The sequence below is a fragment of the Paludibacter sp. 221 genome (assembly GCF_010501035.1).
Classification (GTDB): Bacteria; Bacteroidota; Bacteroidia; order Bacteroidales; family Paludibacteraceae; genus QVMH01.
In genome coordinates, this window is record NZ_QVMH01000003.1 from 13,675 (window position 1) to 40,031 (window position 26,357).

Genomic DNA, 26,357 nt, shown 5'->3' on the forward strand with positions numbered 1-26,357 from the left:
ATTTTTCTATATTACAGATTTTTCTTAAAACAATAAATCTGTAAATCGTTAGATTTTCAATCCTGAGAAACACATAAATGCGATACCCATAAGCGCCACAGTAATAAAGGTAATACCCAAACCACGCAGAGGCTTTGGCACATCAGAATACTCCATCTTCTCGCGGATAGCAGCCAGCCCTACAATGGCAAGCAACCAACCAATACCCGAACCTAAAGCGTAAGCAAGTACATCGCCCATGCCATTAAGCTGGCTTCCGATGCGCTGTTGCATAAACAACGAGCCACCCATGATAGCGCAGTTTACAGCAATAAGAGGAAGAAATATCCCTAAAGAATTGTATAATGACGGACTGAAACGCTCAATAACCATTTCTACCAATTGTGTTATCGCCGCAATAACGGCAATGAACAGGATTAGCGACAAGAAACTCAGGTCGAGCGTAGCAAATTTAGGTCCCAGCCAGCTCAGCGCACCTTCTCTCAATACATACATTTCGAGCAGGTAGTTTACAGGCAGAGTAACGAACAGCACAAATACAACGGCTATCCCCAGACCTAAAGATGTTTTTACATTCTTTGAAACTGCCAGATAAGAACACATTCCCAAGAAGTAAGCAAAAATCATATTGTCGACAAATATCGACTTGACTAATATACTAGCAAAGTTTTCCATATATCTTATTTAGTTACGAGTTACGAGTCACGAGTTACAAGATTTTTTTATTGTAAACACAGTGAGCAATCACCCGTCTACTTGTAACTTGTAATTTGTAACTATTTTATTTTTCTTGTAATTCTTTATTTCTGGCACGTTGCACCCAAATAATACATGCTACCAATATCAAAGCCATCGGAGGAAGAATCATCAATCCGTTGTTTGAGTAGCCTGCATCATAAAAGGCCTGTGGTATAACCTTGTATCCTAATAAAGTACCCGAGCCTAAAAGCTCACGGAAAAACCCGACTACAATCAGTATCCAAGCGTAACCAATACCGTTGCCCAATCCATCTATAAACGATTCCCAAGGTTTGTTCGACATGGCAAACGCCTCTAAACGTCCCATCAGGATACAGTTTGTAATAATCAACCCGATATAAACAGACAGCTGCACGCTTACATCATATGCAAATGCTTTCAGCACCTCGCTTACCACTGTTACCAAAGCTGCAACTACAACCAACTGAACAATAATACGGATACGTCCCGGAATAGTATTGCGAAGCAGCGAAATTATCACATTGGCAAAAGCTACAATAATAGTTACCGATAGCCCCATCACAAGTGCCGGCTCCAGTTTTGCTGTAACAGCCAATGCCGAACAAATACCCAACACCTGAATTGTAACAGGGTTATTTTTGTTCAAAGGTCCTACAAAAACCTCTTTTGTTTTATTTGAAAATAATTTTCCCATTAGTTGTTTCCTCCTTCCGTTGTTTGCTGAAAGAATTTATCGTATTGAACCAAACTATTGTATAACATAGTTTCTACACCCTTACTGGTGATAGTTCCCCCCGAAATACCGTCTACCTGCTCCATACCATCGGCACGGGTTCCGGCTTTCATCACTGCAACCGAAACAAACTCGTTTGCACTGTTCAAAATATGTTTTCCTTTAAATTGCTCCTGAAAAGGCTTTTCGGCTATATTTGCACCTAAACCCGGAGTTTCGCTGGCGTGCGAGAAGTATGCTCCATAAATAGTATTTCTGTCGCTATCAAGTGCAAGGTAGCCCCAAAGCGCTCCCCACAATCCCGAACCGGCAAGGTTTACAATATATTTTGTTTCACCATCTACATCGGCAACGAAAACAGGTAATTCACGCTGTTCCAATGGTTTCGACATTTCTTTGGTAATCTCTATATTAAAGGTCGCATCTTTCGATTCTTTCAACACTTTGGCATCCGAATTAATTACCAAACCATTTACAATATACTTATCGAACAACGCTCCGGCATCCTGTCCTGCCCAGTCTATTTGCAAAGCATTCAGGATTTGCTTCTTTTTATCAAGCTCCACGTTGGCTGTCTGTCTCTCCTTCAGTGCGCTCGAAACGAACGAAAGCAGAAAAGCAACTACAACTACCATCACTATGGAGTATATCAGTGTATAACTGTTTTTATTTGTATTCATAAGCCCCTCTAAATCTCCCCCAAGGGGAGAATTTTTATTAGTTTTTACTTAATTTTATTTATTATTCAAAAAAATCATTTTTAGCTTCTCTCTAAAGCCTCCCCTTGGGGGAGGTTGGAGGGGCTTTTTCTTTTCAAACGACGCTTAATATTGGCATCCACCACATAGAAGTCGATAAGCGGCGCAAATGCATTCATCAACAAGATAGCTAACATCATACCTTCAGCATATCCCGGATTCAACACACGGATTGTAATAGCCATAGCTCCCACAAGGAAACCGTAAATCCATTTTCCGGTTTCAGTACGCGACGAAGTTACAGGGTCGGTTGCCATGAAAACAGCCCCGAAAGCAAATCCGCCAAATACCAAATGCTCGTACCAAGGGAAATGTGCAACAGCAGTGTCAGGCCCTATCCAATTGAAGATAGCACCTACAATAGCACCTCCTGCAAATACAGAAAGCATTGTTTTCCAACTTGCTACTTTAGTTACCAACAAAAGTATAGCTCCTAAAGCAATAGCAATAACCGAAGTTTCGCCAATAGAGCCCGGAATCAATCCGATAACCCCATCCCAAAAATTAAGCGGCTCGCCCAGCGTGCCTACAATATCGGCAGTAGGTCCGGTTGCAGTTCCAACCTGCCCAAGAGGGGTAGCACCCGAAAATGCGTCAATAACCTCGCCTTTGCCAAATCCGAAAGCACCTTTTGTACGTACCCAAACGGTATCGCCCGACATAGCAGTAGGATAAGCAAAAAACAAGAATGCCCGTGTTACCAAAGCCACGTTGAAGATATTCATACCTGTTCCGCCAAAAACCTCTTTTGCAAAAATCACAGCAAAAGCAGTGGCTACGGCAATCATCCAAAGCGGAGTGTCTACCGGAACAATCAGCGGAATGAGGAATCCGGTTACAAGATAACCTTCCTGAATTTCATGTCCTTTAATTTGGGCTACAATAAATTCGATACCCAGCCCTACGATGTACGATACAAGGATAATAGGCAACACAGCTAAAAAGCCAAAAAAGAAAGTACCCCAAAATCCCATATCCTGCCCAATGGCAAGGAAGTGCTGATATCCAACGTTGTACATACCAAACAATAGTGCCGGAACTAACGCCAGTACTACAATAATCATTGTACGCTTCGAATCTGTAGCATCATGTATGTGAGAGCCTTTTTTCGAAGTAGTATTCGGAACAAACAAAAATGTTTCGAAACCATCAAAAACAGAATGAAGCTTCGCAAATTTACCTCCCTCCTCGAAGTTCGGTTTTATTTTATCTAAAAATTTTCTTAATCCACTCATAATTTTTAATTAGAAACAAGAGCCAAGAAACAAGAATCAAGACTCTTTGTTTGTTTTAATTTAATTTCTGTTTAAAGCCATATATCATTTTTTCTATTTCATTTATTTTAAATTGAATTTCTTCAGAGGTTTGAAAATCAAGGTAATTCAAATTTGCCGATAAAACAATCAACGTTTCCAACTCAAACAAAGAGCCTGTTGATATTTCTAAAAAACGACAAAAATCTTTATTACTGCTTTTCGCAGAACCTTCAGCAATATTAGCCGGAACAGACACAGCAGCACGTTGCATTTGCGAAATCAATCCGAACTTTTCCAATCCGGGAAAAGATTCTGTAAGCTGATAAACATCTTTTACCAACTCCATTGATTTAATCCATATCTGCATTTGCTTAAAGTTGTGCATTTTCTATTGTCTTGGTTCTTGGCTCTTGAATCTTGGTTCTAAAATCTAAAATCTTGAATCTTGGTTCTTGGCTCTTGGCTCTTGAATCACTCCACCTCACTCTTCATGTAATCTAATGCTTCACGAACAATCGCTTGGAGCGGTAATTTGGAAGTATCAACAAACTCGCATAACGCAAAATCCTCTGGAGCTACCTCATAAGCACCCAGATTTTCCATTTTATCTATATTTTGCGCCATCATTGCCTTAATAAGAAACTCCGGCAAAATATCCATTGGCAACACCTTATCGTATTCGTTCGACATGATAATACCACGGCGTCCGCCCATCAGGCGCGAATCCCATTTGAAATTTACTTTTCCAAATGCTTTTTCTACAAGTGGATTTTTCAGTATTTTGCTGAAATACAAATTAGTATTGCTGAAACGGTCGAAGCGTGGCATAGCCCAACCCACAAGCTCGTGCGTTTCGCTACCTTCGTCCAACACGGTAATTTGTGTTGCATAAGGGTCGATAGCTCCGTCGGCAGCAATCTGTAAGCCCGAAAGCACATTTCCGCTAATATAACGCAAAGGAATACCAGTTTGTACATTTCCTCTTACTATAGGCTCAATGCTTGCTCCGGGCAATGTGCGGTAATATTGTGTTTCAACAACTTCGGGACCTGTCAACGCAACTAAGCGCGACAAGTCAACAATGCCTTTGTTAAAGAAACGCCCTAAAAACAGCACATCCTGCGCCCCGATAATCCATACCACTTCGCCTTTATTCACAGGGTCAATATGGTTAATCTGCACCCCTACATTTCCTATAGGATGAGCCCCTTGATATTCGGTTATCTCTACACCGTGAACCATCCTGAAATCGGTAGATTTACTTCCGGCTCTGATGCCTAAGTGGATCTTTCCTTCAGTCAGTTTTGATAAAGCATTGATACCAGCTTGAAAATCGTCGAACTGACCACGCATCACAAACTCGTTGTTCGGAGCCAATGGAGCCGAATCGAACGAAGAAATAAAAATAGCTTTCGGAGCGTGGTTAGGGTTGGCAATCACGTCGTACGGCCGCTGTTTAATGTAGGGCCAAAGTCCGGCTTGCAGCAACAAAGTTTTCACTTCTTCGCCTGAGAGTTGGTCGGCCGGCTTTACATCAAATTTTTCATACTCAATTTTATCCTCCCGAGCAATAGTTATGCTCAACACCTTACGTCTGTCACCACGGTTCACGGCAATAATCTCTCCGCTTACGGGCGATGCAAAATTCATGTTCTCGAACGTTTTGTCATGAAAAACAGGAGTTCCGGCCTTTACTTTGTCGCCCGGTTTCACCATCACCTTCGGGATAACACCGTGATAATGATCGGGAACCATCGCAATTACTTCCGAAGGCATTGCACTTCCGACAGCATCCTTTGCTTTCCCGCTGATTTCAATATCCAAACCACGTTTAGTTTTAATCAGGTTCGCCATATTAATATTTATATAGTATTGAAAGTTTGTTTGTTTTAAGAGAAAATTAAGAACCAATACTCAAATTTCAGGGCTTTCGAGCAGCTATTTTACTTTTATCACCTGTAAATCAGCAGAATATAGTTCTTCAAAAAAAACAACGCAAAATTACGTATTTTTTTAGTGATAATAAAGGATAATTAAAGAAATTTTTCAGTAATTTATAAACATCAGGTAATAAACAATATAACAAGACAAACTCGCTGTTTAAAGAAATAATTTCAGCACCCTTGTAAAATCAAAAATTCAGATTAACTTTGCAGCCTACTAATATAGTCAAGAAAAAATGTGTGCTAATCGTTCTACAGCTAAAGCACTGGTTTACAGAGACCGCGCTTAAAACAACAACCAGACTTCCTCTCATTGGTTATTGTTTGTTTTCAATAGTGAATTATTGAAAACTAAATTTCATTATTTTTTTTATTTGTTAAATCAAAAAGGATGGGTTGTGTTTATAATCATTGAACACAAAACTTTCGGCTAAGCATTTTTGTTAATCACACAAAAACGAGGCGAGTGGCTCAACTTCTTTTTATGTAGACCAAACATAACTAAAAACAGCTCTGCAGGCCGTCAAATCCCCCATTCAGAAAAACTAAGATTTTATGGAAAATTGGAAAAAAACATTTGCTATAATATGGTCGGGGCAATTCTTCTCAATTCTGAGTAGCTCTGTCGTTAACTTTGCAATCATACTGTGGCTGAGTCTGGAAACCGGCTCGGCAAGCGTACTGGCAACAGCCTCGATATTCGCCCTAATGCCGCAAGCCATTTTAGGCTTTTTTACAGGCGTATTTATCGACCGCTGGAACCGTAAGCGCATAATGATTGCCGCCGATAGCTTTATTGCCGTATGCTCATTACTGTTGGCTATTCTCTTTTACACAGGTAAAGTAGAAACATGGAATATCTATATGCTTTTGGCCATGCGCTCAATAGGGTCAGCATTTCACTCGCCTGCCATGCAAGCCTCCATTCCGTTGCTTGCTCCGCAGTCGGAATTAATGCGCATTGCGGGTATTAACCAAACTATCAATTCGGTTTCGAATATTGCAGGCCCGGCCATCGGTGCGCTGCTAATATCATTCATGGATATGTCGTATGTACTTATGCTTGATGTATTGGGCGCACTGATTGCGTGTACCTCATTATTGTTCGTATTCATCCCCAACCCCGAAGCGAAAGGGGAAGCACAAGCACCTCATGTTTTTCGCGAGATGAAAGAAGGAATACAAGAGATAACTAAAACCGAAGGGCTGCCTTGGTTATTTCTATTCTCAATCATCTGTACATTCTTTATGATGCCTGTAAGCGTAATGTTTCCTCTTATGACCTTGCAGCATTTTGATGGAAATGCGTTTCAGATGAGTATAATAGAAGCCGCATGGGGAGTTGGGATGTTGCTCGGCGGAGCACTACTTGGGATAAAAACATTTAAGACAAACAATGTCACCTTGATAAACGCGATGTATATACTGTTGGGATTAACATTCTTATTCTCCGGTATTCTTCCCGTGTGGGGATTCGCACTATTTGCTATACTAACTGTAATCGGTGGAATATCCGGTTCTATTTACTATTCAGCATTTACAGTAGTAGTTCAACGAAAGGTAGAGCCTTCTGCACTGGGGCGGGTATTTTCAATGTTTGGCAGCGTGAGTCTGTTACCCTCTGTCATCGGGCTTACGGCCACAGGCTTGATAGCCGATGTTATAGGAGTGTCCAACGCCTTTGTTTTAGGAGGGGGCATTATTATTATCATCGGAATAGTCGCATTCCTGAACCCATCGTTAAAGAAACTAAGCAACAGCCTAAAAGAGCAATAACGCAATAGACACAAACAAAAAACAGTTGGCAGAATTGATTTGCCAACTGTTTTCGTTTTTATATAAATACTATTACTCCCATATTACTCTGGAGGAACTGATTACCACATCTTCGTTCTTCATTTCCAGAATATAAGTACTATCTGTTTCTTCCTTTTTATATAGGTGCAGACGTGTTCCAAAATAGGCCTCATTGGTATAGTTTATCTCAAAACGCCTAATATCTTTAATCTTGAACATCTCCATATCAAACATATCAATGAAATGCTCGATATACTTCATACTGTTCAAATGACCATTAATATCAATATCGCTATAGCGGATTGTAAATTTACCTACAGGTTCTTGGTCTTTTATTGCCGGAATTTTCCTTGCCCCTATTATTGGCAACTCCTGCTCTACTTTATAATCAGACAAGCCTTCTAATTCAAGCACATTGGTCGGACGGCGGGTTTCAATATCAATGGCAGCCCAAACCGTACGGGCAAAACCTATTTGCTTACCATCAAGCGTCTCGAACGATACGCAACGCTCGGTAAAGAGCTTGTTCGCATCAGCTACCCATGTTTTCACATTAAGCTGGTCGTCGTTTTTCGGGTATTCAAACATTTCTATCACCATACGCGACAAAACCCACGCTTTGTTCTGAGCCGTCATTACCGAATATCCAAATCCGCGTTCTTCGGCATGCTTCGTTGCCACCTGCAGAATAAAGCTACTCATAAGGGGCAAAGTCGCTTTCCCCCGAAAGTCGGTAGTATAAGCGTCTATATTAAACCTGTAAGTTCCAATTAATGAATGCATCTATTTATAAATTTGCTATTAATAAATTTACCATTTACAGCTAATATTAATTGTAAATGGTAAATGAGTAAATGGTTAATATAATATTACATATCCCACTGTTCGAGGCTATCAATCAAGTCGTCGAATTTCTTGATAGATGATTTTTGCTGAATCTCCTTTATCTGGTTTTCAACTGCGGCATCATATGTTTCGGCTTCCACATCGCGAATCACACCCATAGCAATAGGCATATCAGGCCCTTCCATCATTGCCAGCTTCATATGCAGGGTAGTATCTTCGGTAGTTGCATCATGCACAAGGATATCATCCCTTGTCACTCCGTTTTCGCCTATAGTTACCACTTTCAGGTTAAATCCATCAAGCGCCAATCCTTTATTCTCGTCCTTACCAAAAACCATTGGCTTACCATGCTCCAGCACAATAGTCCTGTCGGGACGGTTTTCTTTTTCGGCCAACCAGCCATGTGCGCCATTATTGAAAATAATACAGTTTACCAAACATTCTACAATCGAAGTGCCTTTGTGTTTAGCTGCTGCTGTCATTACCGTTTGTGCTGTTTTCAAATCGACATCCAATGTACGGGCAAAGAACGTACCCCTTGCGCCAAAGGTCAACTCGGCAGGACGGAAAGGACGCTCAACTGTACCGAAAGGAGAAGATTTTGTAATCTGCCCTTTTTTCGATGTAGGCGAAAACTGCCCCTTAGTCAAACCGTATATCTGATTGTTGAACAATAATACGTTCAAATCCACATTGCGGCGTACGCTATGTATAAAGTGGTTACCACCTATCGCCAAGCAGTCGCCATCGCCGGTAATTTGCCATACAGTAAGGTTAGGATTAGCTACTTTAACGCCTGTTGCTACAGCCGCACCACGCCCGTGAATGGTATGAAAACCATAACTGTTGATATAATAAGGCAAGCGCGAAGAACAGCCGATACCCGATATAACGGCAACTTCGTGCGGAGCAACTCCAAGCTCTGCCATTGACTTCTGTAATACGTTCACAATAGCGTGGTCTCCGCAACCGGGACACCAACGGACGTACTGGTCGCTTTTAAAATCTTTTGCTGTATATTGTTTTGTTGTTTCCATAGGATTATGCCAATGTTGTAAAATGTTCGACTAATTCTGTAACTGTAAATGGTTGGCCCTGCACTTTGTTGTATTGCAGGTATTCAACTCCCGACACTTTGGAGCGCAAATAGGTAGCAAACTGCCCGCTGTTCAACTCACACACCACTACCTTTTTGTACTTACGTATCACATCGGCCGTATTCTTTGGTAATGGATTGATATAAGTGAATTGTGCTAAAGCAGCTTTTTTACCACTCTTGTTCAATTTCTCTACCGCACTGGTCAAATGTCCTTGAGTACTTCCCCACCCTATTACCAACAAATCGGCATCCTTGTCGCCTACCACTTCCACATCTGGAATACTGTTTGCAACATAATCTACCTTTTCGGCACGGGTATTTACCATTTTTTCATGGTTCGCTGCATCAGTAGAGATACTTCCTTTCTCATAGTCTTTTTCCAATCCTCCATTACGGTGTTGGAAGCCCTCCATACTCGGAAAACTCCAGAAACGCACTTTCGATTCCTCGTCACGGCAGGTTACTTTGCAGCCTTGCATTCCTTCCTGTACGTAATGAGGCTTAATCTCAGGAAGCTCTGCCAACTTGGGCAACTTCCAAAGAGAGGTTCCGTTCCCGATAAAAGCATCGGTCAACAGAATTACCGGAGTCATATGCTCCAGTGCAATCTTACTTGCCATATAAGCATAATGGAAACAATTAGCAGGCGTACTTGCCGCCAACACCACTACCGGACTCTCGCCATTACGCCCGTAAAGCGCCTGTAACAAGTCGGTTTGTTCTGTCTTTGTGGGCATACCGGTAGAAGGCCCGCTTCGCTGAACATCTATAATCACCAAAGGCAACTCAGCCATTACAGCCAATCCGATTGCCTCCGACTTCAGAGCCAACCCGGGACCTGATGTATTGGTAGCTGCCAAACTTCCGGCAAATGCCGCACCTATGGCAGTAGTAATGCCGGCAATTTCATCCTCGGCCTGCACCACCTTTACTCCCAAATCTTTGCGATATGCAAGCTCGTGCATAACATCGGTAGCAGGGGTAATAGGATAACTTCCTAAAAACAACTGCATGCCTGCTTTTTCGGCTGCTGCTATCAAGCCGAAGGCAGCCGATGTATTTCCGCAAATGCTTGTATAACGTCCTTTTTTTACATCGTGAGATTTGTCGATAACAAATGTTGAAATCGACAAATGAAGATTATTACCATAATTAAAGCCATCGGTCAAGACCTTGATATTAGCCTCTAATATAGCGGGTTTCTTTTTAAATTTATCTTCGAGAAAATGGATAGCCTGATCCATCGGACGGTTGAACAACCAACAAACCAACCCTAAAGCAAACATATTCTTGCTACGGACAATTGACTTATTATCCAAGCCCGAATCCTTCAAACTCTCTTGTGTCAGCGAAGTTAACTGCACGGGCACCAACTGAATCGTATCCGAAAGCCCCAGCTCCTCAAATGGATTTTCGGTAACGAACAAGGCCTTTTCCAAGTCCGATTTCTCAAACGAATCAACGTCATAGATAATGACTCCGCCTTTTTTCACTCCTTTTGCATTTACTTTCAGTGCAGCGGGATTCATTGCCACCAATACATCAGCTTCGTCGCCGGGAGTATAGATTTTTCCCGAGCCTAAATGTACCTGAAAACCGGATACACCACCGATTGTTCCCTGAGGCGCGCGAATTTCGGCCGGATAATCAGGAAAGGTCGAAATTTCGTTTCCTAATATTGCCGATATGTTTGAGAACAAAGTTCCTGTCAACTGCATCCCATCCCCGGAATCTCCCGAAAAGCGGATAACCACTTGTTCTAATTCAGTTGAATTTTCTTTTTCCATGTCTGTTTATAACTGGATTTTTATTTTAGTAATTTGATTATATTTTTCAAGATGCAAAAGTACAAAATAATATTCAGCCTGTTTTACAATAATGAGATTTATTTCACCTTCCGATTAAAATAAGTGCAATAAGAATCATTCAGGAAGTCAACTAATTCGCCTGAATAGCTTGCTTTTATAAAACCTGATGCAAACTTGTACCAATACGTACCGATTTTTTAAGAAATCAGACAGTATTTTTGACATCAAAATAAGTTCAGTGTAGAAGTTGTTTAGTAGAAGCCTTTTGAACGAAATCCGACAGATGATTTAGTAAATAACATTTATAAAAAACACATCAATTATTATGAAATTCTCTCTAAATTTTTTAGACCGTTGGGAAAACAAAATTTTCTGTAAGTATAATGACACACACACTCCTATGAGCAAGTTTGCGGCAATATGTACTTTAATTGCAGCTTGTATAGGCGTTGTTATAGTATTTGTGATGCAAATGGTAGGTACAAGTAGTAGTTCGCAAGAAATTGTATTGTGGATAGTTATGGGATGTGCTTTTCTGGTTGTTATTTATAATATGTACAGCAGAATAAAGCAGCTGCCAAGCATCGGTAATAAAATAGGCTATATCGCCTATATTTCCGTACTATTTTACTTTTGCGCAGGCATTTCTGCCGCATTGGCATCCTTTGCCTTGATATTGGTTTTAATATTATTAGCATTATGGATTTGGGCAAAAGTTTCGGGAGGAAGCTCGGGAGACACGCATAAGGTGAGTTGCGATAACCTTACTCACGATGTAATAAACGGCACTAATTTATGTCGGCATACTAACAGCAAATGCCCGATGACAAGAGGTGGCAAATGCCCATATTAAAATGCAATTCAAATAATTCATTAATTAAACAACACTAACAATGAAAACAATTAAATTCTTATTTGTAATTATTGTTGTCCGATAAAAACATATCTGAAACAGGCTGTAGTGTGGTCATTAACCAATCCTACAGCCTGCATATATGCATAAATAATAGTAGAGCCAACAAATGACATTCCCCGTTTTTTCAAATCTTTGGAAATTTTGTCGCTAAGTTCGGTTTTTGCTGGAATCTGCGTAATGGAAGAAATATTATTTATTATTGGCTTGTTGTCAACGAATTTCCATATATAGTTCGAGAAACTGCCAAACTCTTTTTGTATGTTTATAAAAACCAAGGCATTTTTCCGTACCGAAAATATTTTCAGCCTGTTTCGGATTATTTCAGGGTTTTGTATTAATTTTTCAAGTTCCTCATCGCTCATTTCAGCACATTTCCTGACATTGAAGTAATTGAAGGCTTTCCGGTATCCTTCTCTTTTTTTGAGTATGGTTTCCCAACTCAGCCCTGCCTGTGCACCTTCTAAAATAAGCATTTCGAAAAGTTTTGTGTCATCATACACAGGTACTCCCCACTCTTCATCATGATACCTTTGATATTCAGGATTATTATCGGGAGCCCAAGCGCAACGTTTAAGTTTATCCATAAGTATATTCTGTTTTTTGCTTTCAAATTTAGCAAAATATCCAGTTCATTTCAGTTATTTGCCAAAATAAAAATCAAGTAGTTTTTTGGCTGCTATGAAGGAGCTTTCTTCGTTTGTGAGTACTCTTTTCTCCTCTTCCTGCAACATTTTTTGCACGTCGGCATTCTGATAAAAGTTTGATTTCAATTGCTCGTTTATCGTTTCGTACATCCAGTATTTCGACTGCGTGTTTCTTTTCCTGTCGAAATAGCTGTTCTCTTTTACAAATTTGATATACCGCTCTACCATATCCCATATTTCGGCTATGCCGCTGTTTTCTATTGCAGAGCAGGTCAACACTTCGGGCGACCATCCCGATTCGGGTGGTGGAAACAGATGGAGTGCGTTCTGAAACTGAGTACGGGCAACCTGAGCTTTCTCAATGTTATTGCCGTCGCTTTTATTAATAGCGATGCCGTCTGCCATTTCCATTATTCCCCGTTTTATTCCTTGCAGCTCGTCGCCGGTTCCGGCAAGCTGAATAAGCAGGAAGAAATCGACCATCGAATGAACTGAAGTTTCGGATTGTCCTACACCCACAGTTTCCACAAATATGGTGTCGAATCCGGCTGCTTCGCAAAGTATGATGCTTTCGCGTGTTTTACGTGCCACGCCTCCTAACGAGCCCGCAGACGGCGAGGGACGTATAAAGGCATTTTTGGCAACAGAAAGCTCCTCCATACGCGTTTTGTCGCCAAGTATACTCCCTTTGGAGCGTTCACTGCTTGGGTCGATGGCTAATACAGCCAGTTTATGGTTGTTGCGAACAAGGTGCATCCCTAAGGCTTCGATAAACGTGCTTTTTCCTGCTCCCGGCACGCCTGTTATGCCTAAGCGAATTGATTTGCCTGCATGTGGAAGGCATTTTACAATTACCTCCTGAGCTATTTCCTGATGTTCGGGCAATGAGCTTTCTACCAGCGTTACAGCTTGCCCCAACATAGAAATGCTCCCCGCGATGATACCATCAAAGTATTCATCTGCAGAGTAAAGTTTACGTTTCTGCTTTGATTGCCTGTATGGATTTATGATAGGAGCATCTTCAACTCCACGATTGACGTTCAGCCCTTTGTAGTTTGGGTCGTTCTCAGGATGTTGATTATCGTGTTTGTAATGCATTGTGTTTAAAAAATTAAAATCTTAAAGTGAACATTATACTGGACACTTTAAGACTTTATATGTTATTAACCGACAAATGAGTGCCTCTCTCTGATTTTGGCTATTTTTCTTTTGTCGCTGGTTTTGATTTATTATTCCCTTTGTTTGCTTTTTTCCCTTTGTCGTTTTCTTGTTCGAAAGCTGCACTTGAAGTTTTATCTTCTTGCGCTTTTTCTACAAAGTCTTTGTTTTCTACTTTGTCAACCACTTCTCCTCTTATAATCAAGCGAAGAGGTTGTGGAGTAGCGTTGGAGAAAACAGATATGCTTTTTCCGAATGCTCCGGGTCTTCCTTTAGGATTGTAACTCACCTGTATGATTCCTTTCGAGTTTGGCTCAATGGGAGTTTGTGTCCACGAAGGAGTTGTACATCCGCATGACGCTTTTACATTTGTTATATACAGAGTAGAATCTCCATTGTTAGTGAATGTAAAAGTATATGTTGCATTTCCACCGTTTTCTTCTATTTTTCCGAAATCATGTTCGCTTTTTTCAAATTTGATAGATGCTTGCGACATTGCAGCCAGCGAAAAACATATACTTAGTAATAAAAGGCTAAATTTTTTCATAATTCTTGTTTTAATTTTTGATTGTTTTGCTTCGTTATTTAACGAATGTACAAAAGTACGAAAAATACAAAAGAAACTCCAACTCTACTCTAATAATTTAATATCGTTTAATAGTTGTTTTTGGGTTTAAGACATTGCTTTTAGTTTATTACTCTTTACCTTTCAGGTGGCGGATGTAGGTCTCGTTTTTGAGTTTCTTATGCGGCTTACCCCGACTTATTGGTTGGCCAATGCCGCAGTCAGAAACTGTTCAAGCTGTTCGGGTTTTACATTTACTGATATTTCGCCGTTTACAGCCCATGACATTTTTCCGGTTTCTTCCGACACTATAATGGCTATTGCATCGGTGGTTTCGGTGATTCCGAGCGCGGCACGGTGACGTAAACCAAGTCTTTTGGGAATACTTTGGCTTTTGGATACGGGTAATATACATCCGGCTGCTTTTATTTGTCTTCCGTAAATAATCATGGCACCATCGTGCAACGGGCTATTCTTGAAAAATATATTTTCTATCAGGCGCGCGTTGATGTTTGCATCGATTATGTCGCCCGATTGTATGTACAAATTCAAGTCCGAATCGCGTTTAATTACAATGAGCGCCCCCATGCTGTTTTTCGACAGGTTTTTACATGCCGTAATGATTTGGGCTAAATCTAAATTATATTCTTTTTGCTCTGTTTTTTTAGTTCCGAAAAGACGTTTGAATATATTGATGAATTTCCAGTTACGGCGTGCGCCCAAGCGCGAAAAGAATCTCTTGATTTCATCCTGAAACAGAACTATCAACCCAAATGCTCCCACGCTCATCAGCCTGTCGAGGATACCGCCCAAAAGCTCCATTTTGAAAACAAATGAAACCATGAACCATATAATAATGAATGTAAGGATACCGATAAACACGTTGCCGGCACCCGTTTTTTTCAGAATTTTATAGGCTTGATATAACAAAAAAGCAACGAGGAAAATATCTATAATGTCCTTGAATCCGATATTAAATCCCATAAATTAAGTAGTTACAAGAAATTAGTTACAAGTTACAAGTCTTATTCTCCAAAATTTAACAACAAGAAATATAACATTAATTCTTATCAGTTTCTAAAAAACTGTTTTTCAGCAAACTGTGCTTATTTCGAGTTTTTAAACAGTTCGTATATTCTAACCGCCTCTACAGCTTCTTTCACATCGTGTACACGCAGCATGGAGGCTCCCTCTGATAGTGCCAGCATATTCACTGCTGTTGTTCCATTTAATGCCTCTTGTGGAGTAATATCCAATAGGTTGTAAATCATGGATTTTCTTGAAACCCCTGCAAGTATAGGCGCATCCAGAACCGAAAGATAAGACATCTCCCGCAATAATGTATAATTTTGCTCCAAAGTTTTAGAAAAACCAAATCCGGGGTCAATAATAACATCATTCACTCCTAATAACCGGAGTTGGCTTAAGCGTTGTTGCAGAAAAGCAAGTACCTCTGCCGTTAGGTTATCATATTGTGTATATTGTTGCATGGTAGCCGGAGTTCCGCGCATATGCATAAGTACATAAGCAACATTGAGTTCTGCTATTGTGCCGAACATATTTTCGTCCAATGTACCGCCACTAATATCGTTTATAATGGCTACCTGATAATTATCGACTGTATGTTTGGCTACCTCGCTACGGAATGTATCAATCGAAATCAATGTATCCGGAAATTCTTTCAGTATAACATCCAAGGCAAAGGACAAACGGCGTATTTCTTCATCTGTAGTGACGTTTGCAGCCGAAGGGCGCGAAGAATATCCGCCTATATCCACAATCCGGCCTCCATCTGCCAGTATTTTTTCTACCGATTGTAATATATGCTTTTCGGTAGAATGTCTGCTCTCCGAATAAAATGAATCGGGAGTAATATTTACAATCCCCATCACTACAGGGGTTGATAAGTCTATTATCTTGTCGTTTAATTTAATTTGCATTATTTTCTTAATTTTAAAATCTAATATGATAATAAAGATATTAAAAAACAACGAATACATTTTAAAAAGTGTGCTGACTTGAAAAGTCAGATTTTCATAACCGCAGGCATGAGCATACTTTTTAAAACACATCCAAAAAACAACCTTATATGGGGTTTTATGAATTGCAAAAATATAAAAATAAAGTGTATTGGGATATAGCAACCCGAGTGAAAAGAAAAATAAATAATTGACATACATACTTTTTTATCAAAAAATGAGTTATTATATTGATTAAATCAATTTGATGTGCAAAAAAATTGTATTTTTGCAGAACTTTTGTTTAAAAAAAAGTCATTCTTATCTATTATAATATCTATGGAAATAAAGAATTGGAATAAACTTGTATTGTTTGCTTTGCTAATGGTTTTAGTGGGCTGTGGTAGTAAAAATGACACTTCGCGTCTGACTGGGTGGAAATATAACGACCCCGAAGGAACTGGTTTTGAAGTGCAAAAAAACTATAAAACTACCGTTCCCAGCGGAATGGTACGTGTGGATGGAGGAACATTTACGATTGGAGAAAAAACAGAATTTGTTACTGCTCCACGTAATAGCCAGCGTCGCAGGGTTACCGTCAGCTCATTCTATATGGACCAATATGAAGTTACTAATCTTGAGTGGAGAGATTATGCCCATTGGATGGAAGTGGTTTTTGGTAAAACTGCTCCGAAACTGGTAGAAAAGGCTCAGCCCAATAAAGAAACATGGCGCGAAGAACTTGCTTATAACGAACCGTATCTGAATTACTATTTTACTCATCCGGCATACGACAACTATCCAATTGTGGGAATTACGTGGGAACAGGCTATGGACTTTTGCACATGGCGTACCGACCGTGTAAATGAACAGGCACTTGTTGATGCCGGAGTTATTTTAAGTTCGGATTTCAAATCACTTGCGAATCTTAGCTACGAAGAAGTACGTGATAACTTCGTTTTTAACACTCAAAAGTATCTGCTTCAAAGTTCGTATCAACCGGCACAAGGTTCAAGACCCAAAAACGACCTGTATGGCAATGCACGTAAAGTAACAATGAGCGATGGCATATTGATGCCCGATTTTCGTTTGCCTACAGAGGCCGAGTGGGAATATGCAGCATACGCCATAAAAGCAAGTAGCGACGGTTTTGTAGAAGAAGGTCGGATGTACCCTTGGGGCGGTTCGCAGATGCGTTCTTCAAATAAGAAAAACATGGGGCAAATGCAAGCCAACTTTGTACGCGGACGTGGCGATATGATGGGTACTGCCGGAAGCCTGAACGATAAAGCTACTATCCCTGCTCCCGTAAACTCATATTATCCTAACGATTTAGGATTGTTCAATATGGCAGGGAATGTAAATGAGTGGGTGCTGGATGTATATCGTTCTACTTCGTTTGAAGACGTTGCCGAGTACAATTCTTTCCGTGGCAATGTATATGTTGAGCCGGTAGTAGCAAGCCGTGATGCACTTGGCAATCCTACTTACCAATTAGATTCTTTGGGAAGAATAAAAAATCAGCCTACCGCAGGTGGAGATGTTCGTAATGTGAAAGATGGTGATGCACCATCTCAGATATTTACCGACTACTCTTTGCAAGCCTATTTCGAGGGTGCTGAAAATCTTGGAGAAAGAAGCGACGTAGCAATGGATATAACCGATATTTTAGCACCAAAGATTACTGATAAAACACGGGTATATAAAGGCGGCTCGTGGAAAGACCGTGCTTATTGGCTGAATCCTTCTACCAGAAGATATTTAGACCAAGACCAGTCGGCCAATGATATTGGTTTCCGTTGTGCTATGAGTATGATAGGTGATAGTGAGCCTCCTGTAAAAAAATAAAAAAAATAGCACAATCTACAGATATAAGATGGAGACAGGAAAATTCACCTGTCTCCATTTGTTTTATATATTCATAGGAGTTATCTCAGCGAAAATTATTAATTTTGCAATTCGAAAAAACATAATAATTAAGAAAAATGAAAAGAACAGTTATTATCGACGCGCTGAAACGTACTGATTTTGGCACAGATGTGAATATTAAAGGCTGGGTTCGTACCCGCAGAGGAAACAAGAGTGTGAGTTTCATAGCTTTGAATGATGGCTCTACCATTAATAATATTCAAATCGTAGTTGATAATGAAAAATTTGGCGATGAATATCTCAAACCTATTACTACAGGTGCTTGTATAAGCGTTGTAGGTAAACTTGTAGAGTCGATGGGGAAAGGACAGACAGTAGAAGTGCAGGCCGATGAAATAGAAATATACGGCACAGCCGATCCCGATACTTATCCGTTGCAGAAAAAAGGACATACATTAGAATTTTTACGCGAAATAGCCCACCTGCGTCCCCGTACAAATACTTTCGGAGCTGTTTACCGTGTTCGCCATCATATGGCAATGGCTATTCACCGTTTTTTTCACGAGCGCGGATTCTTTTATGTACATACTCCGATTATTACAGGCTCGGACTGCGAGGGTGCAGGACAAATGTTTCAGGTAACTACCTTGAACCTGAAAAACCCTCCTAAAGATGATTTGGGATGTATCGATTACAGTGAAGATTTCTTTGGGAAAGAAACAAGTTTAACCGTATCAGGGCAGCTCGAAGGTGAGTTGGCAGCTATGGCTTTGGGTGCGATATATACTTTCGGGCCTACTTTCCGTGCCGAAAACTCAAATACGCCACGTCACTTGGCCGAGTTTTGGATGATAGAGCCCGAAGTTGCATTTAACGAGATAGAAGAAAACATGCAGCTTGCTCAGGATTTTATCCAATACTGTATCCGCTGGGCATTGGATAACTGTAAAGATGATTTGGAGTTTCTTTCAAAAATGTATGACGAAGAACTGCTTGAGCGTCTCAACTTTGTTATCGCAAACGATTTTGTAAGGCTGACCTATACCGAAGGAATCAAGATATTGGAAGAGGCAATTGCTAAAGGACAGAAGTTTGAATTTCCGGTTTCGTGGGGAACCGATTTACAGTCGGAACACGAGCGTTATCTGGTTGAGAAACACTTTAAAAAGCCTGTTATTCTTACAGATTATCCAAAGGAAATCAAGTCGTTCTACATGAAGCAAAACGACGACGGGAAAACCGTGCGTGCTATGGATGTGCTTTTCCCTAAAATCGGCGAAATTATTGGAGGTTCGCAGCGTGAAGAAAATCTGGAAAAATTACAGCAACGTGCCGAGGAAATGGGAGTACCACACAAAGATATATGGTGGTATTTGGATACCCGCCGTTTCGGAACAGCTCCTCACTCTGGTTTTGGTCTTGGTTTCGAACGATTGTTGTTGTTCGTTACAGGAATGACTAATATCCGTGATGTGATTCCATTTCCACGTACCCCGAATAACGCAGATTTTTAATATCAATTTGCAAAAATACTACAGTTCCCTTTTGGCTTCGAAACCAAAAGGGAACTGTGTATTTATCAAGGTTATTGATTTTTTAAAATTGTATAAAGAATGAATATATAAAGATAGTTTCTGTTCTTATTTTGTATTTTTGCAAAATCAAACTTAAATTATTTATTGAACAATGAATAAGCTGTTTTTTATTCTATTATTCCTTTCGGGAATGAGTATTGCATTTACATCGTGTAATCTGCAAGGAGAGTCCGAAGCTACTCCCGATTTCAGATGTTATGCATTTTTGGTAAACGAAGGAGATACTACGCTTTTAAACTTTTCGCAAGGTAATGTACTCGACAGTATTGCAGTGGGAGACACGGTTACATTTCTCACTTCGTTTTCGAGCTTATATAATAAACTGTTGGAGTATAACATAACATCTTCGAGAAAGAAATCTGTTGATTTTATTTGGCCTGCTAAAGAAAATTTAGAGTCTATCTTCACCACAGGCTCTGATTATGACAACGGTAAATTTGCTATGCCCGGAACGTACCAAGTGCTTTCTTTTCCTTTCAAGTATGTGGTGAAAGAAGAAGAGGAGAATTTAAAATTGACATTCAGCGGGACAACCGACGGAAGTGAAAAATACAATAGTTTTTCGGTAACAATTATAACTCCGACTAAAAAAACTAAAGACACCGAAGAAGGAGAAGAATAATTTATATTCCTGTTTTTATGAGAATACGTCGATTCATATTGTTTAGCACATTAATCTTATTGTTTTTTTCTTGCAACAAAAGAGAAAAAACAGGGGCTAATCCTCAATTCTATTTCCCTACCGACAGTATTCCAACTGCGTATCAGGATACATTACTTATAAAACATATCAATACAATAGGATATCGGTTAGATACAATAACCGCCGGCGATACTGCATTTTTTTGGATTGAGGTTGACGGCGTATTCAATCGTATAACAAACCTGAATATGACCCTGTCAGATAATGTAGCAGGTGAACTGCTATATCCGGATAAGGAGGCTCTGGATAGTGTATTCCTAAATTCTTCTGATTATGAAAACGGAACGCTTTATTTGGACGGGAGTAAATCGCGTGTCCGTTTCCCATTCCAATATTTTGCAAAGAAACCAAGTAGAAATATCAGCCTCACGATGACAGCGGTTTCTGACGCAGAGGAAGAATATAACACCGGAGTATTTGTTTTGAAAGCCCCGATAAGGAGGCCTAAATCTCCGCAAATCAGCTTTCCTAAAGACACATTATTTACAGCTCAAAACGACACATTACGTATTAGTCGTGTTTCGGCAGGCAACTATATCCTTGATAAAGCCAATTTGGGCGATACGATTATTTTCGAGATAGATATGAATGGCGTAAGACATAATCTGAAGGAACTGTACCTATCTGTATCAAATAAAGAATTAGCTGAAATCATACTGCCGGATAAAGAACATCTTGACGCTTTATTCCTGTCTTCTTCAGACTACGGGAATGGAGTGTTTTATATGGATGGTAGTTTCTCTAAATTAAAACTTCCATTTAAATACTATGTAAAAGGAGAAAGCGAGGAACTTGCTTTAACTTTTAAAGCTGTATCTACCGTGGATGAAGAATATAATACAAGCACACTCACTATCAGAACTCCGGTGAAACCAGCAGCTGTTGCCGAAGAGCAATAATAATCAGGAGAATGGATAACGTAAATTCGGGAAAGATCTAAATATCAACACACAGATAATCATCACATTACCTATCCCATTCATAAATTGATAAAAAATCAGGTTCCAACTCCATGTAAGTTGATACCATTTTTCTCTATTTTTGTTATAGTCAGACAAACAGATTTTTTCAACACATCATCGTTAGGAGAACTCTTTCTTCTTTTTCCATACCACATCGCGACACGAGTTTCTGATTTGATGAACCCCACACAGATTTGTGTCTGTATACTCAAAAAACTAATTTTAGTTTAAAGTTTTATTTAAAAACAGGTTGTTTTTAAGCATTGTTTATCGGTTCGTTTTAATTTTCAAATCGAAATATTGATTTTTTGTTGTTTTTTTATTTCGAGACAACATAATTTGATGTATTTTTACAAAAAATCACATTTAGCATCTATTCGTACGCGAATGTCTGTTAAGTTTTTTCAATTCATTTTAATCTAACAGTAGTATGAAAAAAATATTCACTATTACTTTTTTGTTTTTTATACTTACTCACATCTCTGCGCAGTCCTCCTTCGAGGGTGGTATTGATATTGACTTATCGAAATTAGAGCAACTTCAAACAACACAGAACGACAAAATAAATGCTGCTTTCGCAGCTATGGAAGCGGTACAAAAAGCAAGTGCCTATATCGAATCGCTAACCGATTTGTTCAGCAACCAAAAGTTAACGTTACCCGTTGGAATAAAACAAGGTGACTATGAACTAATCGTTCACCGGATAATCAATGACCGGCAGACCGGAAAGGCAATGCTGTATGCGACCTGTGCTTTCAAATTTAAAGACACAGGCCAGCGGATTGCTTTCGAGGGTCAGGTTGCCATAAAAGGGCGTAATGGTTTCGGAACTTCCGGACAATTAGCCCTTATCGCTCCTGTTCAACGAAAAATAGGCAACCAAGCAACGCTTGTTGTACGCGAGGGAACGGTAGTAAGATTCGGTTGCGAAGGCATAGAATCTTTCGATGCTAAAATGACATGGTTGGTTACCTCTGACAAGATAATCCCGACAGATGAAAAAGGGATACCCACTAATCGGAAACTGGGTGTTGCTTTCGATGCTACATTTAAGAATTTTGACAGTTATCTTGTATCTTTAAATGTCAACCAGTCTTTTATGGTAAAAGGCTTGAATGATATTGTCTTTACACTGAAAGGTGCAACGCTGGACCAAAGTGACACGGAGACTTCGTCCATGACTCGGTTCCCTGCACAATATTTTGCCCAACAAAGCGACGAACAGGTGAAACTGTGGAAAGGTTTAGCTGTTACGGAGGCTTCAGTTAGCCTTCCTGCTGTGTTTAAAAAACCGGAGTCAGCCGGAGACGAGCGCATAACCCTATCTCTTTATGATGTGCTGTTTGACGAGAATGGTTTTACTGCAAATGCTGAGGTTAAGGACATTATTTCCAGTGATGCGTTAAATAAAGAGGATTGGAGTATGTCATTGACAGACTTTTCGCTTGGATTTCTCAAAAATCAAGTGGTTGCATTCGGATTTGGCGGTGACATTAATATGCCCCCCTTTGGAAAAAACTCCCTGTTTCCATACATGGCTACATTCAATCCCACGATTGAAGAATATGAATTTAAAGTGGGGTTGACCGGTGAATACGAATTCCCTGCACTATACAGTACACTTACCCTGAATGAACTGTCTACAATAGATATTTTACTTAAAGATGCTAATTTCTATCCTAAAATTCAGGCATCGGGATTTATGACGGTAAATGCTCCCTTAGGTGAAGACAGCACGGAGTTTTTTTCTGTTCCGGAAATCGCTTTTGAAAATATGGTAATCAGTCGTGAAGCTCCTTATTTTGAACTCGGCGCAATAGGTGTATCCGGTGAACTGAGCACCCCTTCCATTGCCGGATTTGAGTTATCTATCTCCGACATCAGGCCTTTTCGTAACGACAAAGGAAGCGGTCTTGGCTTTCAGGCTGGCATATCCCTGAATAAGATGTTTTCCGGAACTGCCGGGATGCAGTTGTATGGAGATTACCAAAAATGGAAATTCCGGGAAGTTGCCGTTGACAAGGTACATATTGATTTTAGCTCCCCTGCATTTAGCCTGAAAGGTGGAGTATGGTTTAAGAACGGGGATGCTCTCTTTGGGAGTGGTTTCCGTGGCGATGTAAAACTCGGACTACTCGATGGACAATTCAATTTTGATGCTATCGGTGTGTTTGGCAAGGTGGATAATTACCATTATTTCCTGACAGATGTATTTTTCGATGCAGGAGGAATGGGTGGTATTCCGGTGCCTCCGGTCTTATCTTTCAATGGTTTTGGCGGGGGGCTGTACCACCGTATGCAGCAAAGCAGCAAGTTACCGGGTAATGTAGAGCCTTCAGACCTTGCGTTCGGCCAGGCCTTATCCGGCATCAGTTACCTTCCGGATAAAAATGTCGGGATGGGTGTAATGGCCAGTACCTCCTTCGGGTTGCTTTCATCTCCCGATGCTTTTAACGCCAAAGTAGGATTTGAAATGCAGTTCAACAATTCGGGTGGGGTTAACTTTGTCCAGCTGCGAGGCGAGGCATCTTTCATGGCTGCTGCGGACAAGCTGGGAACTCTCTCGGATAACATTGTAGCCGACATGGCTAAAAGAGAAGCTATCGGTAAAGCACAACCGGAAAAAGCGAATAAAGAAGAGCTGGCAAATAAAGTACCCGATATCAAAACCAAAGGTTCACTTACGGCAGGTATTAATATTGAATATGACTTTATAAATAAGGTATTCTCGGCCGACCTGAATACTTACCTCAATGCAGGTATTATTCGGGGTATTGGTGCTAATGACCGTATGGGTTGGGCTTCGGCTCATTTTTCTCCCGAAAAATGGTATGTGTATATGGGAACTCCCACCGACAGGCTTGGGGTTGAGATATTGAAACTGGCTAAAACAACCGGTTATTTTATGCTGGGTGACGACATCCCTGCATTACCGCCACCGCCACAAAAAGTATTGGACAATCTTAGTCAGGATAAAATAGCTAAACTGGCACGTAGTAGCAACGTGAACATGGCTATGGGAAAAGGGATTGCATTTGGAACCTCATTTGAAACTAATTTCAATGCTACGCTTACTCCGTTCTATGCCCGAATGGGTGTTGGTCTGGGGGTCGAGTTTATGCTGACTAACTTAAATGGAAGTAGCTGTGCAAATTATTTAGATATACCGGGAATTAATGGGTGGTTTGCCAATGCACAGGCATGGGCTTACGTACAGGCTGCTATTGGTATGGAAGCCAAAGTATTCGGTAAAACAAGAGGCTTTAATATACTAGACATATCAGCAGGAACGCTACTACAAGGATCAGGACCAAATCCTTTGTATCTTGCCGGGGCAGTTGGTGGTCGGTTCAGTGTGTTGGGAGGACTTGTATCGGGTAATTGTAAATTTGATTTTGAGATAGGTGAAAAATGTATCCTGTCGGAAGGTTCTCCTTTCGGAGAAGATATTATTGCACAATTGACCCCTAATCCGAATGCTAAAGATGTAAATGTATTTGCAGCCCCACAGGTTATTTTTAATGTGCCCGTAGATCTGGAAATGATTATTGACGAAGAGGATACAAAGGGAACGTATAAAGTAACACTGGAAGAGCTCAGCGTAAAATACAAAGACGGACGGAATGTCAGTGGAGACAAAGAATTTAGTGATGACGGCAATATATGTATGTTTACCCCATCCGAACCTTTTGAAAGTAAAAAAGACATGGAAGTATACGCCAAAGTCGGATTTATGAAGAAACTCAATGGCAAATGGGAACACGTGAAAGGCGGTGACGGGAAACCCGTTTTCGAAGATAAGAAAACGACATTTGTAACAGGCGACCGCCCGAAAGAAATCATGCCGGAGCATGTAAAGTACAGTTATCCTATAGACCGTCAGTACAACTTTTATGTAGACGAATATAAACAGGGCTATATTCTGGTTTCGCAGAACTATTCTTACCTGTTCTCCACCGAAAAACCCGAAGGCTTTAACCAGATACTGCGGGTTACCGACAGTAATGGTAATAAACACGAGACTGCTTTTTCATACAGGTCAAGTTCTTCTATCGATGGTGTGCGTATGGAGATAGATTTTTCATTGGAGCAGGTTCCGTTACAAAAAGAAGAGATCTATCAACTTGCCATTGTGAATGTCCCTAAAGAAACAAATGCTTCCATCAGTAGTAATATAAGTACACAGAGTTCAGCTATCGAGGGTAATCAGGATATAAGCGTTACCCGCAGGCAAGCTACAGAAACTATTACTCTGTTGAATGAAAAAGAGATATATGCGTTGCATTTCCGAACCAGCAAATACAATACATTTTCCGAAAAAATAAAAGTATTCGATAAAAAGGAAAATGGGTGGCGCTACCAGATAGAACCTTATGTGCACGACATCGGCTTAAATTTATCATTGGGACATGAATTATTTGATAAATATGAGATACAAGGTATTAATGAGAGAACAAAATTGATACACTTATCAGCACAGTTAGATAAAACCAGTTGGTTTGAACAGTCTTTATATCCTCACATGTACAGCAATCAGAACATATCTAAAACAGGACAAAATACGAATCACGACTATGGTGTTCCTCCTGCAAAAGCTATGAAAATAATCACAAGCGACGTCGAAAAAAGATTAACTGATGACGAAATAAATTTAGGAATAAGTGTCGGATTCGACTTTAGAGGTAATATATATTATTCAATACCATTTTGGTGTTCCCGTGATTTTTACAATGCAAAAAACAATATTGCAAAAAAAATAACTCAGGGAAAATCAGCTTCAATTTATGAATTGGAATTGATGAATACAAACGCACCGGCATCAGTATTGCCCGGTAATTATCCTGTCAATGTAAGCTACATTCTGCCCGGAAGAGAAATAGTAACCACAAAAACAAATATTACTGTTTTTAATCCTGTAGGACTTTAAAATAAAAATACGATATGAATTTAAAATTTGTTTTTACATTATTGATACTATTATTTATTAAGATTTCTACATATAGTCAAGTTTATGAAAATAAATATTG

Annotated in this window: 21 protein-coding genes; 7 read left to right on the forward strand and 14 right to left on the reverse strand. The window is 40.0% G+C overall.

Annotation, left to right across the window (positions count from 1 at the left end):
* Window positions 1–48: 48 nt before the first annotated feature.
* The 6 genes from nqrE to D0T49_RS01090 form a co-directional block, all read right to left on the reverse strand.
* Window positions 49–675 carry an NADH:ubiquinone reductase (Na(+)-transporting) subunit E gene (gene nqrE / locus D0T49_RS01065; protein WP_163628737.1) on the reverse strand — a complete coding sequence of 209 codons (627 nt, stop codon included), beginning with the start codon at window positions 673–675 and terminating at the stop codon, window positions 49–51.
* Window positions 676–781: 106 nt separating this feature from the next.
* Window positions 782–1,414, reverse strand: coding sequence for an NADH:ubiquinone reductase (Na(+)-transporting) subunit D (locus tag D0T49_RS01070; protein WP_163628738.1), 633 nt, complete (start codon window positions 1,412–1,414; stop codon window positions 782–784).
* Window positions 1,414–2,133 (reverse strand): NADH:ubiquinone reductase (Na(+)-transporting) subunit C, encoded by a 720-nt coding sequence (gene nqrC / locus D0T49_RS01075; protein WP_163628739.1) that lies wholly within the window; start codon window positions 2,131–2,133, stop codon window positions 1,414–1,416. The genes D0T49_RS01070 and nqrC overlap by 1 nt, the downstream gene beginning before the upstream one ends.
* Before the next feature lie 80 nt (window positions 2,134–2,213).
* Entirely contained in the window at window positions 2,214–3,446 is a 1,233-nt protein-coding gene (locus tag D0T49_RS01080; protein ID WP_163628740.1) for an NADH:ubiquinone reductase (Na(+)-transporting) subunit B, read from the reverse strand.
* Window positions 3,447–3,501: 55 nt separating this feature from the next.
* On the reverse strand, window positions 3,502–3,852 hold the full coding sequence (locus D0T49_RS01085; RefSeq protein ID WP_163628741.1) for a four helix bundle protein: 351 nt from the start codon (window positions 3,850–3,852) through the stop codon (window positions 3,502–3,504).
* 86 nt (window positions 3,853–3,938) lie between these two features.
* Entirely contained in the window at window positions 3,939–5,321 is a 1,383-nt protein-coding gene (locus tag D0T49_RS01090) for a Na(+)-translocating NADH-quinone reductase subunit A (protein ID WP_163628742.1), read from the reverse strand.
* Between the two features lie 644 nt (window positions 5,322–5,965).
* On the opposite strand from D0T49_RS01090, the gene D0T49_RS01095 reads away from it, so the two are divergent.
* Entirely contained in the window at window positions 5,966–7,186 is a 1,221-nt protein-coding gene (locus tag D0T49_RS01095; protein WP_163628743.1) for an MFS transporter, read from the forward strand.
* A gap of 72 nt (window positions 7,187–7,258) precedes the next feature.
* On the opposite strand, the gene D0T49_RS01100 is transcribed toward D0T49_RS01095, so the two are convergent.
* The 3 genes from D0T49_RS01100 to D0T49_RS01110 all read right to left on the reverse strand — a co-directional run bounded on the left by D0T49_RS01100 (window position 7,259) and on the right by D0T49_RS01110 (window position 10,939).
* Window positions 7,259–7,990 (reverse strand): acyl-[acyl-carrier-protein] thioesterase, encoded by a 732-nt coding sequence (locus D0T49_RS01100; RefSeq protein WP_163628744.1) that lies wholly within the window; start codon window positions 7,988–7,990, stop codon window positions 7,259–7,261.
* A gap of 86 nt (window positions 7,991–8,076) precedes the next feature.
* Entirely contained in the window at window positions 8,077–9,090 is a 1,014-nt protein-coding gene (locus D0T49_RS01105; RefSeq protein ID WP_163628745.1) for a 2-oxoacid:ferredoxin oxidoreductase subunit beta, read from the reverse strand.
* Between the two features lie 4 nt (window positions 9,091–9,094).
* The gene (locus D0T49_RS01110; protein ID WP_163628746.1) at window positions 9,095–10,939 is read right to left on the reverse strand and encodes a 2-oxoacid:acceptor oxidoreductase subunit alpha; all 1,845 of its coding nucleotides are present in this window, start codon (window positions 10,937–10,939) and stop codon (window positions 9,095–9,097) included.
* Window positions 10,940–11,285: 346 nt separating this feature from the next.
* Here D0T49_RS01110 and D0T49_RS01115 point away from each other — a divergent pair, with 346 nt between their 5' ends.
* Window positions 11,286–11,813, forward strand: coding sequence for a hypothetical protein (locus tag D0T49_RS01115; protein ID WP_163628747.1), 528 nt, complete (start codon window positions 11,286–11,288; stop codon window positions 11,811–11,813).
* A gap of 68 nt (window positions 11,814–11,881) precedes the next feature.
* Here the strand turns inward: D0T49_RS01115 and D0T49_RS01120 are convergent, their stop codons facing one another.
* The 5 genes from D0T49_RS01120 to folP all read right to left on the reverse strand — a co-directional run bounded on the left by D0T49_RS01120 (window position 11,882) and on the right by folP (window position 16,183).
* Window positions 11,882–12,460, reverse strand: a complete 579-nt coding sequence (locus D0T49_RS01120; protein WP_163628748.1) for a DNA-3-methyladenine glycosylase I — start codon at window positions 12,458–12,460, stop codon at window positions 11,882–11,884.
* Between the two features lie 54 nt (window positions 12,461–12,514).
* Window positions 12,515–13,618, reverse strand: coding sequence for a methylmalonyl Co-A mutase-associated GTPase MeaB (gene meaB, locus D0T49_RS01125; RefSeq protein ID WP_163628749.1), 1,104 nt, complete (start codon window positions 13,616–13,618; stop codon window positions 12,515–12,517).
* Window positions 13,619–13,718: 100 nt separating this feature from the next.
* Entirely contained in the window at window positions 13,719–14,225 is a 507-nt protein-coding gene (locus D0T49_RS01130) for a DUF1573 domain-containing protein (RefSeq protein ID WP_163628750.1), read from the reverse strand.
* Between the two features lie 216 nt (window positions 14,226–14,441).
* Window positions 14,442–15,227, reverse strand: coding sequence for a diadenylate cyclase CdaA (gene cdaA / locus D0T49_RS01135; protein WP_163628751.1), 786 nt, complete (start codon window positions 15,225–15,227; stop codon window positions 14,442–14,444).
* 122 nt (window positions 15,228–15,349) lie between these two features.
* A complete protein-coding gene (gene folP / locus D0T49_RS01140; RefSeq protein ID WP_163628752.1) occupies window positions 15,350–16,183 on the reverse strand; it encodes a dihydropteroate synthase in 834 nt (277 codons plus the stop codon).
* Window positions 16,184–16,708: 525 nt separating this feature from the next.
* Between folP and D0T49_RS01145 the strand changes: the two genes are divergently transcribed.
* From D0T49_RS01145 to D0T49_RS01165, 5 genes are all read left to right on the forward strand, one after another.
* Window positions 16,709–18,049, forward strand: a complete 1,341-nt coding sequence (locus tag D0T49_RS01145) for an SUMF1/EgtB/PvdO family nonheme iron enzyme (protein WP_370519559.1) — start codon at window positions 16,709–16,711, stop codon at window positions 18,047–18,049.
* Between the two features lie 137 nt (window positions 18,050–18,186).
* Complete coding sequence (asnS, locus tag D0T49_RS01150) at window positions 18,187–19,584, forward strand: asparagine--tRNA ligase (RefSeq protein ID WP_163628754.1); 1,398 nt, start codon at window positions 18,187–18,189, stop codon at window positions 19,582–19,584.
* Window positions 19,585–19,756: 172 nt separating this feature from the next.
* Window positions 19,757–20,287 (forward strand): hypothetical protein, encoded by a 531-nt coding sequence (locus D0T49_RS01155; RefSeq protein ID WP_163628755.1) that lies wholly within the window; start codon window positions 19,757–19,759, stop codon window positions 20,285–20,287.
* A 17-nt stretch (window positions 20,288–20,304) separates the two neighbouring features.
* Window positions 20,305–21,267: a hypothetical protein gene (locus D0T49_RS01160; RefSeq protein ID WP_163628756.1), complete on the forward strand. Its 963-nt coding sequence runs from the start codon at window positions 20,305–20,307 to the stop codon at window positions 21,265–21,267.
* 493 nt (window positions 21,268–21,760) lie between these two features.
* Complete coding sequence (locus tag D0T49_RS01165) at window positions 21,761–26,257, forward strand: hypothetical protein (RefSeq protein ID WP_163628757.1); 4,497 nt, start codon at window positions 21,761–21,763, stop codon at window positions 26,255–26,257.
* Window positions 26,258–26,357 lie beyond the last annotated feature (100 nt).

What these genes read in the sequence shown, in the direction of transcription:
- nqrE (WP_163628737.1), bottom strand. Translation starts at nt 675, where the DNA reads ATGGAAAACTTTGCTAGTATATTAGTCAAGTCGATATTTGTCGACAAT.
- D0T49_RS01070 (WP_163628738.1), bottom strand. Translation starts at nt 1,414, where the DNA reads ATGGGAAAATTATTTTCAAATAAAACAAAAGAGGTTTTTGTAGGACCT.
- nqrC (WP_163628739.1), bottom strand. Translation starts at nt 2,133, where the DNA reads ATGAATACAAATAAAAACAGTTATACACTGATATACTCCATAGTGATG.
- D0T49_RS01080 (WP_163628740.1), bottom strand. Translation starts at nt 3,446, where the DNA reads ATGAGTGGATTAAGAAAATTTTTAGATAAAATAAAACCGAACTTCGAG.
- D0T49_RS01085 (WP_163628741.1), bottom strand. Translation starts at nt 3,852, where the DNA reads ATGCACAACTTTAAGCAAATGCAGATATGGATTAAATCAATGGAGTTG.
- D0T49_RS01090 (WP_163628742.1), bottom strand. Translation starts at nt 5,321, where the DNA reads ATGGCGAACCTGATTAAAACTAAACGTGGTTTGGATATTGAAATCAGC.
- D0T49_RS01095 (WP_163628743.1), top strand. Translation starts at nt 5,966, where the DNA reads ATGGAAAATTGGAAAAAAACATTTGCTATAATATGGTCGGGGCAATTC.
- D0T49_RS01100 (WP_163628744.1), bottom strand. Translation starts at nt 7,990, where the DNA reads ATGCATTCATTAATTGGAACTTACAGGTTTAATATAGACGCTTATACT.
- D0T49_RS01105 (WP_163628745.1), bottom strand. Translation starts at nt 9,090, where the DNA reads ATGGAAACAACAAAACAATATACAGCAAAAGATTTTAAAAGCGACCAG.
- D0T49_RS01110 (WP_163628746.1), bottom strand. Translation starts at nt 10,939, where the DNA reads ATGGAAAAAGAAAATTCAACTGAATTAGAACAAGTGGTTATCCGCTTT.
- D0T49_RS01115 (WP_163628747.1), top strand. Translation starts at nt 11,286, where the DNA reads ATGAAATTCTCTCTAAATTTTTTAGACCGTTGGGAAAACAAAATTTTC.
- D0T49_RS01120 (WP_163628748.1), bottom strand. Translation starts at nt 12,460, where the DNA reads ATGGATAAACTTAAACGTTGCGCTTGGGCTCCCGATAATAATCCTGAA.
- meaB (WP_163628749.1), bottom strand. Translation starts at nt 13,618, where the DNA reads ATGCATTACAAACACGATAATCAACATCCTGAGAACGACCCAAACTAC.
- D0T49_RS01130 (WP_163628750.1), bottom strand. Translation starts at nt 14,225, where the DNA reads ATGAAAAAATTTAGCCTTTTATTACTAAGTATATGTTTTTCGCTGGCT.
- cdaA (WP_163628751.1), bottom strand. Translation starts at nt 15,227, where the DNA reads ATGGGATTTAATATCGGATTCAAGGACATTATAGATATTTTCCTCGTT.
- folP (WP_163628752.1), bottom strand. Translation starts at nt 16,183, where the DNA reads ATGCAAATTAAATTAAACGACAAGATAATAGACTTATCAACCCCTGTA.
- D0T49_RS01145 (WP_370519559.1), top strand. Translation starts at nt 16,709, where the DNA reads ATGGTACGTGTGGATGGAGGAACATTTACGATTGGAGAAAAAACAGAA.
- asnS (WP_163628754.1), top strand. Translation starts at nt 18,187, where the DNA reads ATGAAAAGAACAGTTATTATCGACGCGCTGAAACGTACTGATTTTGGC.
- D0T49_RS01155 (WP_163628755.1), top strand. Translation starts at nt 19,757, where the DNA reads ATGAATAAGCTGTTTTTTATTCTATTATTCCTTTCGGGAATGAGTATT.
- D0T49_RS01160 (WP_163628756.1), top strand. Translation starts at nt 20,305, where the DNA reads ATGAGAATACGTCGATTCATATTGTTTAGCACATTAATCTTATTGTTT.
- D0T49_RS01165 (WP_163628757.1), top strand. Translation starts at nt 21,761, where the DNA reads ATGAAAAAAATATTCACTATTACTTTTTTGTTTTTTATACTTACTCAC.